16 protein-coding genes are annotated in these 14,775 nt (G+C 70.5%); 9 read left to right on the forward strand and 7 right to left on the reverse strand.

Features of this window, described 5'->3' with window-relative positions; translation table 11 throughout:
* Positions 1-75: 75 nt before the first annotated feature.
* The 6 genes from PKE79_RS05405 to PKE79_RS05430 are packed head-to-tail and all read right to left on the reverse strand — an operon-like array spanning position 76 to position 6,810.
* Positions 76-1,038, reverse strand: coding sequence for a sugar phosphate isomerase/epimerase family protein (locus PKE79_RS05405; RefSeq protein WP_271172645.1), 963 nt, complete (start codon positions 1,036-1,038; stop codon positions 76-78).
* Positions 1,035-2,567 (reverse strand): GMC oxidoreductase, encoded by a 1,533-nt coding sequence (locus PKE79_RS05410; protein ID WP_271172646.1) that lies wholly within the window; start codon positions 2,565-2,567, stop codon positions 1,035-1,037. Before PKE79_RS05410 ends, PKE79_RS05405 begins: the two co-directional genes overlap by 4 nt.
* Entirely contained in the window at positions 2,564-3,760 is a 1,197-nt protein-coding gene (locus PKE79_RS05415; RefSeq protein WP_271172647.1) for an ROK family protein, read from the reverse strand. The genes PKE79_RS05410 and PKE79_RS05415 overlap by 4 nt, the downstream gene beginning before the upstream one ends.
* Positions 3,757-4,596, reverse strand: coding sequence for a carbohydrate ABC transporter permease (locus tag PKE79_RS05420; protein ID WP_271172648.1), 840 nt, complete (start codon positions 4,594-4,596; stop codon positions 3,757-3,759). The genes PKE79_RS05415 and PKE79_RS05420 overlap by 4 nt, the downstream gene beginning before the upstream one ends.
* A complete protein-coding gene (locus tag PKE79_RS05425) occupies positions 4,593-5,504 on the reverse strand; it encodes a carbohydrate ABC transporter permease (RefSeq protein ID WP_271172649.1) in 912 nt (303 codons plus the stop codon). Before PKE79_RS05425 ends, PKE79_RS05420 begins: the two co-directional genes overlap by 4 nt.
* 10 nt (positions 5,505-5,514) lie before the next feature.
* Positions 5,515-6,810, reverse strand: a complete 1,296-nt coding sequence (locus PKE79_RS05430; protein ID WP_271172650.1) for an extracellular solute-binding protein — start codon at positions 6,808-6,810, stop codon at positions 5,515-5,517.
* A gap of 343 nt (positions 6,811-7,153) precedes the next feature.
* Between PKE79_RS05430 and rpmB the strand changes: the two genes are divergently transcribed.
* From rpmB to PKE79_RS05475, 9 genes are all read left to right on the forward strand, one after another.
* Entirely contained in the window at positions 7,154-7,390 is a 237-nt protein-coding gene (gene rpmB, locus PKE79_RS05435; RefSeq protein ID WP_271172651.1) for a 50S ribosomal protein L28, read from the forward strand.
* A complete protein-coding gene (gene rpmG, locus PKE79_RS05440) occupies positions 7,390-7,560 on the forward strand; it encodes a 50S ribosomal protein L33 (RefSeq protein ID WP_155049151.1) in 171 nt (56 codons plus the stop codon). Before rpmB ends, rpmG begins: the two co-directional genes overlap by 1 nt.
* Positions 7,561-7,562: 2 nt before the next feature.
* Positions 7,563-7,868, forward strand: coding sequence for a 30S ribosomal protein S14 (gene rpsN / locus PKE79_RS05445; protein WP_271172652.1), 306 nt, complete (start codon positions 7,563-7,565; stop codon positions 7,866-7,868).
* 254 nt (positions 7,869-8,122) lie between these two features.
* Positions 8,123-8,410 carry an HU family DNA-binding protein gene (locus PKE79_RS05450; protein ID WP_271172653.1) on the forward strand — a complete coding sequence of 96 codons (288 nt, stop codon included), beginning with the start codon at positions 8,123-8,125 and terminating at the stop codon, positions 8,408-8,410.
* A 130-nt stretch (positions 8,411-8,540) separates the two neighbouring features.
* Positions 8,541-10,511 (forward strand): bifunctional copper resistance protein CopD/cytochrome c oxidase assembly protein, encoded by a 1,971-nt coding sequence (locus PKE79_RS05455; protein ID WP_271172654.1) that lies wholly within the window; start codon positions 8,541-8,543, stop codon positions 10,509-10,511.
* Positions 10,512-10,871: 360 nt separating this feature from the next.
* On the forward strand, positions 10,872-11,897 hold the full coding sequence (locus tag PKE79_RS05460) for an intradiol ring-cleavage dioxygenase (protein WP_271172655.1): 1,026 nt from the start codon (positions 10,872-10,874) through the stop codon (positions 11,895-11,897).
* A 32-nt stretch (positions 11,898-11,929) separates the two neighbouring features.
* On the forward strand, positions 11,930-12,190 hold the full coding sequence (locus tag PKE79_RS05465) for a Sec-independent protein translocase subunit TatA/TatB (RefSeq protein WP_271172656.1): 261 nt from the start codon (positions 11,930-11,932) through the stop codon (positions 12,188-12,190).
* The gene (gene tatC, locus PKE79_RS05470; RefSeq protein ID WP_271172657.1) at positions 12,187-12,972 is read left to right on the forward strand and encodes a twin-arginine translocase subunit TatC; all 786 of its coding nucleotides are present in this window, start codon (positions 12,187-12,189) and stop codon (positions 12,970-12,972) included. Before PKE79_RS05465 ends, tatC begins: the two co-directional genes overlap by 4 nt.
* Before the next feature lie 11 nt (positions 12,973-12,983).
* On the forward strand, positions 12,984-13,628 hold the full coding sequence (locus PKE79_RS05475; RefSeq protein ID WP_271172658.1) for a twin-arginine translocase TatA/TatE family subunit: 645 nt from the start codon (positions 12,984-12,986) through the stop codon (positions 13,626-13,628).
* Here PKE79_RS05475 and PKE79_RS05480 read toward each other — a convergent pair.
* The gene (locus PKE79_RS05480) at positions 13,625-14,740 is read right to left on the reverse strand and encodes a hypothetical protein (protein ID WP_271172659.1); all 1,116 of its coding nucleotides are present in this window, start codon (positions 14,738-14,740) and stop codon (positions 13,625-13,627) included. The two genes, PKE79_RS05475 and PKE79_RS05480, sit on opposite strands and share 4 nt — an antisense overlap.
* Positions 14,741-14,775 lie beyond the last annotated feature (35 nt).

Here is a 14,775-nt window from a genome sequence, read left to right on the forward strand (position 1 = left end):
CGCGTCGCCAGTATTCCAACGTTGGAAATATGGCGTCAAGAGGGAGGCGGGGCCCGGTCGCCCGGGCCCCGGACCTCACAGGCGCGCGGCGACCCACTTCCAGCTGGCCGCGGCCGATTCCTCGGGAGCCATGGTCGCGCGGTCGACCTCGACGATCACCCAGCCGTCCCAGCTCTCCGGAAGCGCCGCGAGGGCGCCGTCGATGTCCAGATCGCCGAGGCCCGGCTCGCGGAAGATGCCGCGGTCGACCGCCGTGCGGTACGGCGTCGGCTCCCCTCGCGTGGCAGCGGCGATCGAGAGATCGAGGTCCTTGACGTGCAGATCGATCACGCGTTCGGCATGGCGCCTGATGAGAGCGGCCGCGTCGATGCCCGCCCACGCGAGGTGTCCGATATCGAACGAGGCGCCGAGGAGCGCGGAGGGGATGTCGGCGAGAGCCTGCTCGATCTCGGCTTCGGTCTCGATCCAGGTGCCGATGTGGTTGTGGAGCCCCGCACGGACGCCCTCGGCGGCGAGCACCTCGGCCGCGCGGCCGATGACGTCGATGACGCGGCTCAGGCGGCCCGGATGGAATCCCGCGCCGACCGCTGCGGCGTCGCGAGTTCGGATCGCGCCCGGCGCCCACGTCACCTCCGGAGCGAGGAAGATCGTGTCCAGGCCGAAGAAGAGCGATTCCTCGGCTCGTCGCCGCACGCCGTCGAACCATCGCACGCCCTCGGCGGACGCGGGATCGAACAGCACGCCGTGATCCTCCGGGAGGGCGACACTGGCGTATCCCGGGGCGAGGGCGAGGTCTGCGTCCTCGACCATCCGCTGGTAGTCGAAGAGCGTCTGCGTGTCGAGCACCTCCATCATCGTCGCGGCGAATCCCGACGCCCGGATGGCGCGGAGCACGCGAGGGTAATCGGCGCGGAAGGCCGGGTCAGCGAAGAGCCAGAGGCTCTCGCTGTCGGGGTCGGAAGGATCGGCTTTGACGTTGATCCACGGGATCGGGTTGAGCGCGACGCGGTCGGCGCGCAGCAGAGGACGATCGGTCATGGTGTTCCCTTTCGAAGGTGGTCGGGCGCGAGGCGCTGCGCGATGGCGCGGGCGGCGCGCACGGCCGTGATCGCGCCGGTGAGGGTCGCATTCGCGACGACGGCCGTGGGCACGACGCCCGTGCCGGCGAGGTAGAGTCCCTCGATCCCCCACACGCGGCCATCGGGGTCGCACACGCTCGTCCCGTCGTCCTCCGCGCCGCTGCGCACGGTGCCGGTGAGATGCAGCGAGGAGCCGGGGGCGAGGTGCGCGAGCTCGGTGGCGGGGTCGATCGCGCCGAACGCCTCGGCGGTCTCCTGAGCGACGACGAGCGCCCGATCGATGAGGGCGCGGTCGGCGTCGGAGTAGGCGAACTCGATGCGCATGCGCGGCATGCCGGCGAGATCGTGCTCGGTGTCGGAGAAGATGACCCGGTTCTCCGGTCGGGACTCGACGGGGGTGTACAGCGAGACGCCGACGGAGTGCGCGATCGCGTGCCCGTCGTCATCGACGTAGGTCACGTTCATGACCTGGCCATGGAACGGCTGGCGCGGGCCGTTATGGGGGATCCAGAGGGAGTCGGTGCAGAACTCCCCCGGCTGGGCGGTCGGGAGGTCGTCGAGGGTGAGGCGGAAGCGCCCGAGGTCGAGGAGCGCGCGCGACGCGATGAACGCGTGCTCGTTGAGATACCGCCCGAGGGATTCCGGGCGGATGCCCGATGCGTAGAGCAGCTGAGGCGTGCGGAGAGCGTCAGCGCAGACGAGCACCGTGTCCGCACGCCCCTCGGTCTCGGCTCCGTCGCGGATGTCGCGCACGCGCGCGCCGGAGACACGACCCTCCTCCACGATGAGAGACGTGACGAGTGCTCCGGTTGCGAGCGCGAACGCGTCGTCGGATCCGTCCGCGATGGGAGGGAAGATCGTCGAGGGGCTCGTCCGCAGCAGAGTCCCGTCGGCGCCGCGGCGCACCGCCATCGGCATCGCCTGCGGGCGCCGGTCGTCCGGGGCAGCCGCTCCGAACCGCGCGTCGAGGACCTCGAGCACCCGGATTCCCAGGGCGGTCGGGCCGATCGACGGTGCGCGGACGCCGAAGACCCGCTGCGCAGCGGCGAGGTCCTCATCCCACTCTTCGTCATCCGCGAAGACCTCCGATCCCGCCGGCCAGGGTGTCGCCGCGGTCCAGTGCACACCCATCCCTCCCGCGTTCCAGGCGATCGCCGTCGCGGGCATGGCCTCGGCCTCCTCACCGAAGGCGAGCGTGTGGAACATCCCCGGCGCGACAGCGTCGATGGCGTCAGGCACCTCCCGCACGACCTCGGCGCCCGTGTACATGCCCTGGATCCCGGAACGGACCCGGGTGTTGTACTGCCCCCAGATGGCAGGGTCCGCGATGTCGTGCAGGTGGACGCCCGGCGTCGTGCCGATGGGCGCGCCGGCATCGACCATCGCGATGCGGGCCGAAGGGGCCTGCTCGCGGAGAAGGCGCGCCGCCGTGGCGCCCATGAGCCCTCCTCCGACGATGAGAACGTCTGCGCGTGGGAGGTGGATCACGGGGTCTCCTTGTCGAGGCGGTCGGCTGAGGCAGGGCTGAGCCGGATGACCGGCCCGAAGAGGGCGACGTCCATGCGGTCGAGGACGAAGCGCAGTGCCCCGATCAGCGGCGCGTCCGCGCCCACGGAGGTCGCGCGGAGCGCCATGCCGGGGGCACCGGCTCGTTCGAGCGCTCTGCGCACGAGGGGCAGGAGGATGTCGGCAGCGTCCTCGGCGCCGCCACCGAGAACGAACAGCGACGGGGCGACGGTCCAGGAGAGGATGACCAGGACGGCTGCGACGTGCTCGGCGTACTCCTCGACGAGCGCCAGCGCGTCGGCGTCGCCCTCTCGAGCGCGCGCGACGAGGGCGAGCGCGGCGCGTCGTTCCGAGGGGTCGGGCGATGTCAGCGCCCCGACGGGCGTGTCGTGGATGGCGTCGGACGGGAGTGGTCCTGCCTCGATGAGCTCACCCGCGCCGCCCTGGAAGCCGCGATGCACCGTGCCCCTGATGAGCGTGCCGATGCCCGTTCGGGCGCCGAGGATCGCCCAGATGACGTCATCGTGGTCGCGGGCGACGCCGTGCCAGCGCTCCGCCAGCGCCGCGAGGTTGGCGTCGTTGTCCGCGAACCAGGGAACGTCGATCCGGGCCGCGAGCTCGTGCGGAAGGGAGACGCCGGCCCAGCGATCGGTGTGAACGAGGCGCCGGACCACGCCGTCGTCGTCGATGGCGCCGCCCGAGGCGATCGCCCCGGCGCGGAGTCGGGCGGGCGACGCGCCGGCGCGCTCGACGGCTTCCCTGACGAGCTGCGCGACGTCGTCGAGCGTCGCGGCGGGGTCGCCGTAGTCGCGCAGTTCGCGGCGCGCGCGGCCGAGGATCCGGCCCCGCGCATCGGCGACGACGGCCGACGCCTCGCGTGTCGTCACCCTCGCCGCTGCGAGCAGCGCATGGTCGGCGCGGAGCTCGAATCGCCGAGCGGGGCGGCCGGCGGATCCCGTCGTCGGCACGCGCTCGAGCTCGTCGACCCAGCCGGCAGAGACGAGCTCGCGGAGGATCAGCTCGACGGTTCGGCGGGAGAGGCCGGCGGACTCTGCGACTGCGCTCATGCTGAGCGGTTCGGTGGCGACGGCGAGGGTGCGCAGGGTCACCGACGTGTTGACGCGGCGCAGCGCGCGGGGATCGATGCCGGCGATCGCGGCGTGACGCGCGGTCATTTGAGGCCCGCCGCGGCGATGCCCTGCACGAAGTGCCGCTGCAGGAGGAGGAAGAGGACCAGCACGGGGAGCATGATCACGAACGCGCCCGCGAGCACGAGCCCGTAGTCGAGGACATGCGCGGAGGCCCGGCTCGTGGCGGCGAGGGCGACGGGGAGGGTGTAGGTCTCGGATGACTGGGCGACCACGAGCGGCCAGATGAAGTTGTTCCACGCCGTGAGGAACGACATGATCGTGATCGTCGCCACAGCCGGTCCTGCCAGCGGCAGGAAGATCCGCGCGAAGATGCGGAACTCTCCCGCCCCGTCGAGGCGCGCCGCTTCGATGAGCTCGTCGGGCACCGACGACGCGTACTGGCGCATGATGAAGATCGAGATCGGAAGCGCGACGCTGGGCAGCGCGATCCCCGCGAGCGTGTCGACGAGACCCAGATTGACGGTGATCACGAACTGCGGGACGAACACGGCCGTCGCGGGGATCATCAAGGCGGCGAGGACTGCGCCGAACGCAATCCTCTTGCCGGGGAAGTCGAACTTGGCCAGCGCGTACCCGGCAGCCGTGCCGGCCACGACATTGCCGACGACCACGATCGCCGCCACGACGATGCTGTTGATCATGTACGACCCGAAGCCGACCTCGGTGAACAGGCGAGCGAAGTTGTCGAGGGTCGGCTCCGCGGGGAACCACGCTCCGGGGTCCTGACGGATCTCCCGCAGGCTCCGCAGCGACCCCGAGGCCACCCAGACGAACGGGAGCAGCGTCGCGAGTGCGGCGACGAGGACGGCCGTGTAGAGCAGGGGGCGTCCGATGCGGACGCGGAAGGCGGTGGCGGTCATGTGCGTGGCCTCAGGATCCGGAACTGGACCGCGCTCACGAGGACGACGAGCGCGAGCATGATGAAGGACGCGGCGGACGAGAGGCCGTACTCGCCGAATCCGAACTGGCGGTAGGTGTACAGCGCAACGGACTCCGTCGAGCCGAGCGGGCCGCCGTCCGTGAGCAGATACGGCTCGTCGAAAACCTGGAGGTAGAAGGTCGACAGAAGCACCGACACGAGGAGGGTCGTCGGGAGGAGCAGGGGCATCGTCACATGGATGAGACGTGCCCACCATCCGGCTCCGTCCAGCGCCGCGGCTTCGTGCACCTCCTCCGGGACAGCCTGCAGACCGGCGAGGAAGAGGACCATGGCCGTGCCGAAGTTGCGCCAGACGCCGAGCAGGATGACGACGGGCATCGCGAGGTCCGTTTCGGTGAGCCAGCCGGGCCCCGCGAAACCGAGCCATCCGAGAGCCTGATTGACCGTGCCGTCCGCCTGGAACGCGTACTGCCAGATGAGCGCGATCGCGACGACGTTCGTCACCACGGGCGCGTAGAAGACGGTTCGGAAGACACCGCGGAGACGGCGGATGCCCGTGTTCAGCGCGACCGCCAGGGCGAAGCCGGCCACCATCGTGAGCGGCACGCCGACGACCACGAAGACGGCGGTGTTGCCGAGGTCCTTCAGGAATCGCTCGTCCCCGAAGAGTCGCAGGTAGTTCTCGAGGCCGACGAGGTTCACGGCCAGCGGGTTCCGCAGATCCGTCCCGCGCAGATCCGAGACGCTGATCGCGAGCGCAGCGATCGCCGGCACGGCCGTGTACACGAGGAAGATCAGGGCGAACGGACTCAGGAACACCCATGCGACGGATGTCCGGCGCCGGCGACCGCGTGTCGCGCGCGGCACCCCTTGGGCGAGGGCGGTCATGTCGCTCGACTCACTCCGCCCCGGTGCCGAGGGCGTCGGCGAACGACTGGATGTCGGCGGCGGCCGCCGCGGCGGTCTTCCGTCCCTTCGCGACCTGCTCGATCTCCGCGCCGAGCTGGGTTGCGACCTGCGGCCACGTCGTCGAGGCGGGATAGGTCCTCGCGTCCTGCAGCTGCGTGAAGAACGCGTCCAGGAGTGGCTGGTCGGCGATCGCCGGGTCGCTCCATGCGGCCTCGACAGCCGGCATCGAGCCGTACGCCGCGTACTGGGCGAGCTGCGTCTCCTCCTCTGCCATGTGGCGGATGAGCTTCCAGGCGGCGTCCGATGCGTCGCTGTCGGCCAGCACGCCCCAGCTGCCGCCCGCGAGGGCGCCGGTCGATCCGCCCTCGCCCGCAGGGAGCGGTGCAGTCGCGACGTTCTCCTCTGTCCAGCCCTCCTGTCCGGCGACCTCATCCAGCTGCCCGATGACCCAGGGTCCCGTGATCGTCGCCGCTGTCCTCCCCTGGACGAAGTAGGGCTGGGCATCGAGGAACTGAGGTCCATCGAGGTCGGCCGTGCCCGACGTGAAGAACGAGGCGTTGTACTCGATCGCCGCGACCATCTCCGGGGTGTCGAGGGTCCACGCGGACCCGTCGGCGGAGGTCAGCTCCCCGCCCGCCTGCCAGAGGAACTGGGCGAGCGTCTGGCCGCTGTACTTGTCCCACCCGATGTCGGCGCCGAGGCCGTGGACGGCGCCGCCGCTCTGGAGCCCCTCGAGGAACGGGACCATGGCGTCCCAGGTGGCTGGCGCCTCGACGCCCGCCGCGCGCGCGATGTCGGCCCGGTAGACGAGGGCGTACGTGTACGAGTACCACGGCACGGAGTAGGCGACCCCGTCCTGCAGACCGGATTCCCATGCGCCCATGAAGAAGGAGCTCTCGTCGACGAGCCCGTCGGGCACCGGCGCGAAGGCTCTTGTCTCGATGAACTGCGGCTCGGTCTCCGGGTAGAGCTGAGCGACGTCCGGGCCGGTCCCGGCGGCGATGGCGGAGCGCAGCTTCGTCTCGTACTCCGTCTCGGGCACGAGCGTGATCTCGAGATCGAGATCCGGGTTCTCGGCGAGGAACGGCGCGAGGACATCCTCGAGGACCTTCGCGTCGCCATCCGGGGCCCAGAGGGAGACGGTGCCGCGAGCGGCGGAATCGTCGACGGTGTCTGTCGATTCCGCGACGCCTGCGTCGGCGGCGCGTCCGCAGCCGGTGAGGACGAGGACGCCGATCAGGCCGACGGCGCCGAGGAGGTGAGGAGAGCGGGGGGAAGTGGGCATCGAGTGCTCGTTTCTCGGAGGGGGAGTGGAGCATTGTGCGTGGATGTAGCGAAATCGTTCGCGTGCATCCGAGGACGACCGTACGAGCGCCGTGTTTCCGCGCGGTGTCACCGCCGTCACCCACAATTTCGGCGGTTGTCGCAAAATCCCCGTCCCGTGCGGGGCGCTCCGATTCGGGCGACACGCCCGGCTGTGCTACGATCGACGTTTGTCTGCGTGCACTCCTGCGCGCAGTTCGTGCGGCCCCACCTGTACACAGCCCGGTCTCCGGGTGGGTGACGGCTGCGCAGACAAGAGATCTTGGGTGGAGCCGTCCGGCTCCACGGTAGTGAAGGAGTGAACCATGGCTGCTGTGTGCCAGGTGACCGGTGCCGTACCCGGCTTCGGTCACAATGTCTCGCACTCGCACCGACGGACGAAGCGCCGCTTCGACCCGAACGTGCAGAAGAAGACGTACTACGTTCCGTCGCTCGGCCGTAAGGTCACGCTGAACGTCTCCGCCAAGGGCATCAAGGTGATCGACGTCCGCGGCATCGAATCGGTCGTGAAGGACCTGCTCGCAAAGGGTGTGAAGCTCTAATGGCGAAGAAGGCTCAGGACGTCCGTCCCATCATCAAGCTGCGTTCGACCGCGGGCACGGGCTACACGTACGTGACCAAGAAGAACCGCCGCAACAACCCCGACCGCCTCGTGCTGAAGAAGTACGACCCGGTCGTGCGCAAGCACGTCGACTTCCGCGAGGAGCGTTAATCATGGCGAAGAAGAGCAAGATCGCTCGCAACGAGCAGCGCAAGGCCGTCGTCGACCGCTACGCGGCGAAGCGCCTCGAGCTGAAGAAGCAGCTCGTCGACCCGAACGCGACGGACGAGCAGCGCGAGGCCGCTCGCGTGGGCCTGCAGAAGCTGCCCCGCAACGCGTCGCCCGTGCGTCTCCGCTCGCGCGATGTCATCGACGGCCGCCCCCGTGGCGTGCTGACGAAGTTCGGCATCTCGCGTGTCCGCTTCCGCGACATGGCGCACCGTGGCGAGCTGCCCGGCGTGACCAAGTCGAGCTGGTAAGCACCCGCTTCGGCAAGAGGGCGGGACTCCTTCGGGAGTCCCGCCTTCTTCCTTTTCCCGCCTCGCGAACCGTCACTTCCGTCACATCCGTCACATCCGAGGGGCGACACGCCGGGCGAATCGCGCGGAAAGCCGCGAGAATCCGCGGAATTCCGGGGCGCGTTGGTACATTCATCACGGTCGCAAGACCACCGGAGGCAAACGCCTCCGGTCCGTTGAAACGTCGCGGCGTCCTCACGCCGCTGGAGGATGACATGGCCGACAAGACCATCACCAAGACCGAGCTCGTCGCGAGCATCGCCAGCGCCACCGGTCAGAGCCAGGCCGCCGTCTCGGGCGTCCTCGACGCTCTGTTCACCTCGGTCTCCGAGTCCGTCGCCAAGGGCGCGAAGGTCTCGATCCCCGGCTGGATCGCGTTCGAGCAGGTCGACACCGCTGCCCGCACCGGCCGCAACCCGCAGACCGGCGAGGAGATCGCCATCCCCGCGGGCAAGCGCGTCAAGGTGACCGCCGGCTCGAAGCTCAAGGCCGCCGTCAAGTAAGACGTCTGCCGCGTCGAAAGGGCGCCGTCCTCCGGGACGGCGCCCTTTCGCATGCCCCCCCCGGAAGGGTGAACGATCGGGACATGCCCCGCGCGGCGTCCGCCCAGGGGCGCGCGCATAGGGTTGAGGGGTGAACCCGCGCGCGCTGCGGGCCGCTGGGCCCCTCATCCTCGTCGTCGCGGCGATCGCAGCCGTCATCGCGGGTCTCGTGATCGGCGGCGGTGCCGCCGAGCGGTTCAGCGCCGACCCCGGCGCCTTCGTCCGCTGGGGCCTCCCGATCGCGAAGCTCGTCGTCAACCTGGCGGCGGCGACGATGCTCGGCGCGCTGGTGCTCGCGCTCTTCGGGCTGCGCGCGCAGGAACGCGAGTTCGACGTCGCGCTCGACACGGCGTCGATCGGCGCGGCCGTCCTCACCCTCTCGAGCGGCGCGGTCGGGTTCCTGACGTTCCTGTCGTCGTTCAACCCGCAGCTCAGTCTCGGCGCGGAGTTCGGTGCGCAGCTCGGCCGCTTCCTCACGCAGACCGAGCTCGGCAGCGCCTGGCTCCTGACGACCGTCCTCGCGGCCGTCGTCACGATCCTCGCGTTCGCCATCCGCTCGTGGACCCCGACGCTCCTCACCGCCGTCCTCGCGGCCATCACGCTCGTCCCGATGGCCACCCAGGGCCACTCGGGCGACCTCGCGGGCCACGACGCGACGGTGACCGCGTTGACCCTGCACATCGTCGCCGCGGCGGTCTGGCTCGGGGGCCTGCTCCTGCTCGTCATCCTGCGCCCCGCCATGGAGGAGGGGCGCCTGGGCCCGCTTCTCGCGCGCTACTCGTCGTTGGCGCTCGCCGCGTTCGTCGTCGTCGCGGTCTCGGGCTACGCGCGAACCCTCACCTCCATCGGGCAGTGGGACCAGCTGCTCACCCCGTACGGGGCCATCCTCATCGCGAAGATCGTCGCACTGCTCGCGATGGGCCTCCTCGGCGCGCTCTACCGCCGTCGGCTGCTCGCGCGGGCGGCGGATGGCGCGGGCGCGTTCTGGGGTCTCGTCGCCGTCGAGCTCGCGTTCATGGGCATCGCGAGCGGAGCGGCCGCCGCGCTCGCGCGCACGTCGCCGCCGGTCGGGGAGGTCTCGGCGCCGCAGTCGACGCCCGCGGAGATCCTCACCGAGGCGCCGCTGCCTCCCGAGCTGACGCCTGCGCGCTGGCTCACCGCGTGGGACGTCGACCTGCTGTGGGTGTTCGTCGCGGGCTTCGGGCTCTTCTTCTACTACGCGGGGGTGCGGCGCCTGCGTGCGCGCGGCGACGCGTGGCCCGTGCACCGCACCGTGCTGTGGACGATCGGCATGGTCCTGCTCGTCTGGGTGACGTGCGGGCCGCTCACGGCGTACGGCGACTACCTCTTCAGCATGCACATGCTCGGGCACATGCTGCTGAGCATGGCCATCCCGCTGCTCCTCGTGCCCGGCGCACCGGTCACGCTCGCGGCTCGCGCCATCCGCAAGCGCGAGGATGGCACGCGCGGCGGCCGCGAGTGGATCCTCTGGGCGGTGCACAGTCGGTTCGCCCGCGTCATCACGCACCCGCTCGTCGCGGCCGGCATCTTCATCGGGTCGCTGTGGGCCTTCTACTACACCGACCTGTTCCGGTGGTCGCTGTACGACCACCTGGGCCACGAGTGGATGATCGTCCACTTCCTGCTGTCGGGCTACCTGTTCGTCATGTCGCTCGTCGGCATCGACCCCGTGCCGTACCGCCTGCCGTACGCGGGGCGTCTCGTCACCCTCATCGTCACCATGGCGATGCACGCGTTCTTCGGCATCTCGATCATGAGCCACTCGGGTCTCATGGTCGCGGAGTGGTTCGGCGCGATGGGCCGCACGTGGGGCGCCACCCCGCTCGAGGACCAGTACACGGGCGGCGGCGTCGCATGGTCGATCGGCGAGATCCCGACGCTCATCACGGCCGTCATCGTCGCGATCCAGTGGAGCCGCAGCGACGAGCGGACGCAGAAGCGCGCCGATCGCCACGCCGACCGCACGGGCGACGCCGAGCTCGAGGAGTACAACGCCCGCCTCGCCCGTCTGGCCGAGCGCGACCGCCGTCGCGGGCTCTGACCCTCGCGGAGCCGCGCCCCCCACGGGGGGACGACGCCGAGTCACCCAGGACGGCCTGCAGCTCGTGCGGAGCGCCGCCGCGGACGGCTGAGCGACGCCGTCCGGGGATGCGCGCGACGGCCGGTGCGAGATCGCTCCGCGCGGTCACGGGCCTCATCGTGCTCTCGGCGCGTGTGGATTCGGCGATACGGCGCTCGGGCTGTGCGGCGGCGCAGACGATCGCCTTGGGAAGCCACCGCCTCTGAGGTCGGACTCTCATAGACGAGTCATAGGCAAGGGAACGGAGGCGCACAACGCCGTTCTTCAGCATGGACGCATCGCCCATCATCAGGCGCACGACCACAGAGAAGGAGACCGATCATGGCACGCATTCCGGAGCCGGAGCACACCCCCGACGGGCCGGCCTACGAGGGCAGGCTCCTCGCGCGGCCGGACGAGGAGGTCGTGGACCAGGGTGCCGGCTTCGACCTCAAGACGCTGGTCAGCCGCCGAGGAGTCCTGAGCCTCGTCGGAGTCGGCGTGGGCGCCGCCACCCTCGCGGCTTGCGCGCCCGCCGCGACGAGCTCGACGAGCACCTCGACCCCGAGCGCGTCATCGGACACGTCCGCGAGCACGTCCACCCCGACGCCGACGGCAACGGCCGATGCGACCGAGACTTCCTCGGATGTCGTCCTCCCCGACGGCGAGATCCCCGACGAGACGGCAGGACCATACCCCGGCGATGGCTCCAACGGGCCGGACGTGCTCGAGGAGTCGGGCATCGTCCGCCAGGACCTCACGACGAGCATCGCAGGCGGGGAGCCGGTCGACGGCGTGCCGCTCAGCTTCAGCTTCACGGTGACCGACATGGCGAACGGAGACGCGCCGTTCGAGGGCGTCGCCGTCTACGCCTGGCACTGCGACGCACAGGGCCTGTACTCCATGTACTCCGAGGGCGTGGAGGGCGAGACCTGGCTGCGGGGCGTGCAGGTCGCCGACGCGAACGGCCAGGTGACGTTCACATCGATCCTTCCCGGATGCTACCTCGGGCGCTGGACGCACATCCACTTCGAGGTCTACCCGGATGTCGACTCGATCGCCGATTCGGCGAACGCCATCGCGACGTCGCAGATGGCGTTCCCCGAGGAGGTGCTCAACGAGGTCTACCAGCTCGACGCGTACACCGGGTCCGCGGAGAACCTCGCACAGGTCACTCTCGACTCGGACAACGTGTTCGGCGAGGACGGGGGCGCCCTCCAGATGGCCACGATCTCTGGGGACAGCGCGAGCGGCTACGTCGCATCCCTCGTCGTCCGAGTGGACACGACGACAACGCCGACAGCCGGCGCCGCTCCCGAGGGCGGCGGCGGAGCAGGCGGCCCCGGTGGCGAGCCGCCGGCGAACTGAACCGACCACGACTCGAATCGGAGAACATCATCATGCTGCAGAACCTCACCGGATGGCACGCTCTCGTCATCCTCGCCGTCGTCGTCCTCATCTTCGGGGCGGCCAAGCTGCCCGCGCTCGCGAAGAGCGTGGGGCAGTCCGTGAACATCCTCAAGAAGGAGGTCGCCGAGCCTGCCTCGGAGCCCTCGACGTCAGAGCAGCACGCGACCGCCGCGCCTGTGGCGCAGGCTGACGGCTTGCCGTCCACCCGCCCTCTCGCGGCCGTCGCGTCGGCGGAGCGGCAGATCCCATGACCGCGGCCACCGTCGCGCGGGGCCGCATGCCCCTCGCGCAGCACCTCGGCGAGGCGCGCCGCCGCGCCGTCCGCGCGTCGGTGGCGCTCGTCGTCGGAGCGATCCTCGGCTACGTGCTCTCGGATCAGATCCTCGACATCCTGCGCACGCCCGTCGCCGCGCTCGCCGAATCGCGGGATGCGGCGCTCAACTACGACAGCGTGACCGGCGCCTTCGATCTCCGCCTCAAGATCGCGCTCTTCGCGGGCGTGGTCCTCTCGAGCCCTGTCTGGCTGTATGAGCTGTTCGCGTTCCTCAGCCCTGGTCTCACCCGCAGGGAGAAGGCGTACACCTTCGGCTTCCTCGGAGCCGCCGCGCCGCTCTTCGCGGCAGGGTGCTTCATGGGCTTCTCGGTGTTCCCGCACATGGTGGAGCTGCTGGCGGGCTTCGCCTCCGAAGAGGACAGCACGATCCTCCTCGCCTCGCACTACTTCGACTTCGTGATGAAGATCATCGTCGCCACCGGGGTCGCGTTCGTGCTGCCCGTCTTCATCGTGATGTTCAACCTCCTCGGTGTGCTCTCGGCGAGGACGATCGCGAAGTCCTGGCGCATCTGCATCGTGGCGATCATGACCTTCAGCGCGATGGTGACGCCGTCGGCCGACGTCCTGTCGATGTTCCTCATCGCGATCCCGATGTGCGCCCTGTTCGCCGCGGCGTATCTCGTCGCGTACCTCCACGACCGCCGCGTCGCCCGGCGCATCGCGCGCCTCGAGACCGCACCAGTGCCCGTCACGGCATAGGAGGACCCGTCATGTTCGGTCTGACCTTCGAGAAGCTCCTCGTCATCGCCCTTATCGCTGCCGTGATCGTCGGCCCGACCCGCCTCCCGCACTACGCGCAGCGGGTGGCCGAGCTCATCCGCTCCGTGCGCTCGTTCCTCGACGCAGCCCGCGAACGGACCGAGGCCGAGACCGGCATCTCGCTCGAGGAGTGGAAGGCGATGGACCCCCGCCGCTACGATCCCCGACGCATCGTCCGCGACGCCCTCGACCCGGCAGCGGAGGAGAGCCGCGCCGACGAGGTTCCGAGCGCCGAGGCGGTCAGGGAGACCGTCGTGGGCCCGGCGCGCGCCGGAGGGGACGAGCACCCCGATCCCGCGGGAGTCGTCCTCGGCTCCGAAATGCAGCAGGTGCGGGTGATCCGGCCGGTTGCCGCCGATGAGACCGTCGCGGAGCCTCCGGAGGGGCGCGAGCCCGCGAGGCGGCGGAAGTGGGTCGTCGTGGGCGGCAGCTCTGGCCATCCGAAGCGCGTGCTCGTGGACATCGACGACGAGCCGACGGTTGGGGACACCGAGACTGGCGCGGCGCCCCAGGGCACCGACTCCCGTGCGACGCCTGAGGCGGTCGCTGCGCCTGCGGAGTCCGAGAAGATCACGGCGTCGGCCGACGCAGCCTAGACGTCCGGCGACCCGATGCTGATCGCGGCGGAGCCGTCGGGCAGGATGTCGATGGCCCCGTCGATCGTGAAGGTCACGTCCTGGCTCACGTGGAAGATCGAGCCGTCGTAGATCGACTGCACGTCCATCTCGATGTGGGCGATCGCGCCGGCTGGCGCGATCGCCCAGTACGCGCCGTCCGGCACGACGGCGACATTCGGCTGCGCGGCGATCGACCAGGTCGGCGGGGTGATCACGCGCTCGTAGGTCTCGTAGCCGAAAGGGCAGCCGGTCGGCTGAAGCACCCGCTGCGTCGTGCACTGCTCGAGGAAGTCGTGCACCTGACCCGTGATGATGTCGTTGAACTCGTCGGTCGGGCGCGCCTGCACGTCGACGGGGACCGCCGCGAGGGACTGCTGCGCGAGCGCGCGGACGGGCGCGGCCTGCGCGGCCGACGTGTCGACCGAGACGGCGTACGCGCCCGGCGCGAACACGAGCATCGAGACCGGATCGAGGGGCGCGGCGTCGGCCCCGTCGGGCGAGACCTGCCGCTTGTCGAGCTCGAACCCGTTGACCGTGAAGCGCATCGAGCCGCGCACCGTCACATCGAGCACGGCGAGTGGCGTCGTCTCGAAGCGCCAGGCCGGGACGAGGCCCGACCATCCGTCCTGCTCGACGCGGAACGTGGAGCGCCCTTCCTGGCCTGCCGCGGAGAACGAGAGGGTCACCTCGACGACGCCCTCCGACATCCGCGACGCGATCACCTTCACGTCGCCGAGGTCGTCGGACAGCGCCGATCCGCGCAGCAGCGCGTCGCTCACGGTCGTCGGGATCCCGGCGGCCTCGAGATCCGCCGAGTCGACGGCGACGCCGGGGATCGTGAGCGCGTCGGCCGCGCGCCCGTCGGCGAGCATCCCGACGTACCGCTCCACGAAGGCCTCCGGGCCCCAGAAGACGCGATACAGGGCCGCGAAGCCCGCGGCGATCGCCGCGACGAGGAGCAGCCCGACGACGACGAAGCCCGCCACCTCGGCGGTGCGCCCCCGTTCGCGCCGGCGGATGGCCGTGGCCGGGGAGGGCGCGTCGGCCGACCCTCCGCGCGAGGGCGCGGCGTCGGTCACGGCCTGCTCCATGCGGCCAGTCTAGGAACGACACGCCGCGCGGAGCC

It is taken from the genome of Microbacterium barkeri (assembly GCF_027921765.1).
GTDB lineage: Bacteria > Actinomycetota > Actinomycetes > Actinomycetales > Microbacteriaceae > Microbacterium > Microbacterium barkeri.

What these genes read in the sequence shown, in the direction of transcription:
- PKE79_RS05405 (WP_271172645.1), bottom strand. Translation starts at nt 1,038, where the DNA reads ATGACCGATCGTCCTCTGCTGCGCGCCGACCGCGTCGCGCTCAACCCG.
- PKE79_RS05415 (WP_271172647.1), bottom strand. Translation starts at nt 3,760, where the DNA reads ATGACCGCGCGTCACGCCGCGATCGCCGGCATCGATCCCCGCGCGCTG.
- PKE79_RS05420 (WP_271172648.1), bottom strand. Translation starts at nt 4,596, where the DNA reads ATGACCGCCACCGCCTTCCGCGTCCGCATCGGACGCCCCCTGCTCTAC.
- PKE79_RS05425 (WP_271172649.1), bottom strand. Translation starts at nt 5,504, where the DNA reads ATGACCGCCCTCGCCCAAGGGGTGCCGCGCGCGACACGCGGTCGCCGG.
- PKE79_RS05430 (WP_271172650.1), bottom strand. Translation starts at nt 6,810, where the DNA reads ATGCCCACTTCCCCCCGCTCTCCTCACCTCCTCGGCGCCGTCGGCCTG.
- rpmB (WP_271172651.1), top strand. Translation starts at nt 7,154, where the DNA reads ATGGCTGCTGTGTGCCAGGTGACCGGTGCCGTACCCGGCTTCGGTCAC.
- rpmG (WP_155049151.1), top strand. Translation starts at nt 7,390, where the DNA reads ATGGCGAAGAAGGCTCAGGACGTCCGTCCCATCATCAAGCTGCGTTCG.
- rpsN (WP_271172652.1), top strand. Translation starts at nt 7,563, where the DNA reads ATGGCGAAGAAGAGCAAGATCGCTCGCAACGAGCAGCGCAAGGCCGTC.
- PKE79_RS05450 (WP_271172653.1), top strand. Translation starts at nt 8,123, where the DNA reads ATGGCCGACAAGACCATCACCAAGACCGAGCTCGTCGCGAGCATCGCC.
- PKE79_RS05460 (WP_271172655.1), top strand. Translation starts at nt 10,872, where the DNA reads ATGGCACGCATTCCGGAGCCGGAGCACACCCCCGACGGGCCGGCCTAC.
- PKE79_RS05465 (WP_271172656.1), top strand. Translation starts at nt 11,930, where the DNA reads ATGCTGCAGAACCTCACCGGATGGCACGCTCTCGTCATCCTCGCCGTC.
- tatC (WP_271172657.1), top strand. Translation starts at nt 12,187, where the DNA reads ATGACCGCGGCCACCGTCGCGCGGGGCCGCATGCCCCTCGCGCAGCAC.
- PKE79_RS05475 (WP_271172658.1), top strand. Translation starts at nt 12,984, where the DNA reads ATGTTCGGTCTGACCTTCGAGAAGCTCCTCGTCATCGCCCTTATCGCT.
- PKE79_RS05480 (WP_271172659.1), bottom strand. Translation starts at nt 14,740, where the DNA reads ATGGAGCAGGCCGTGACCGACGCCGCGCCCTCGCGCGGAGGGTCGGCC.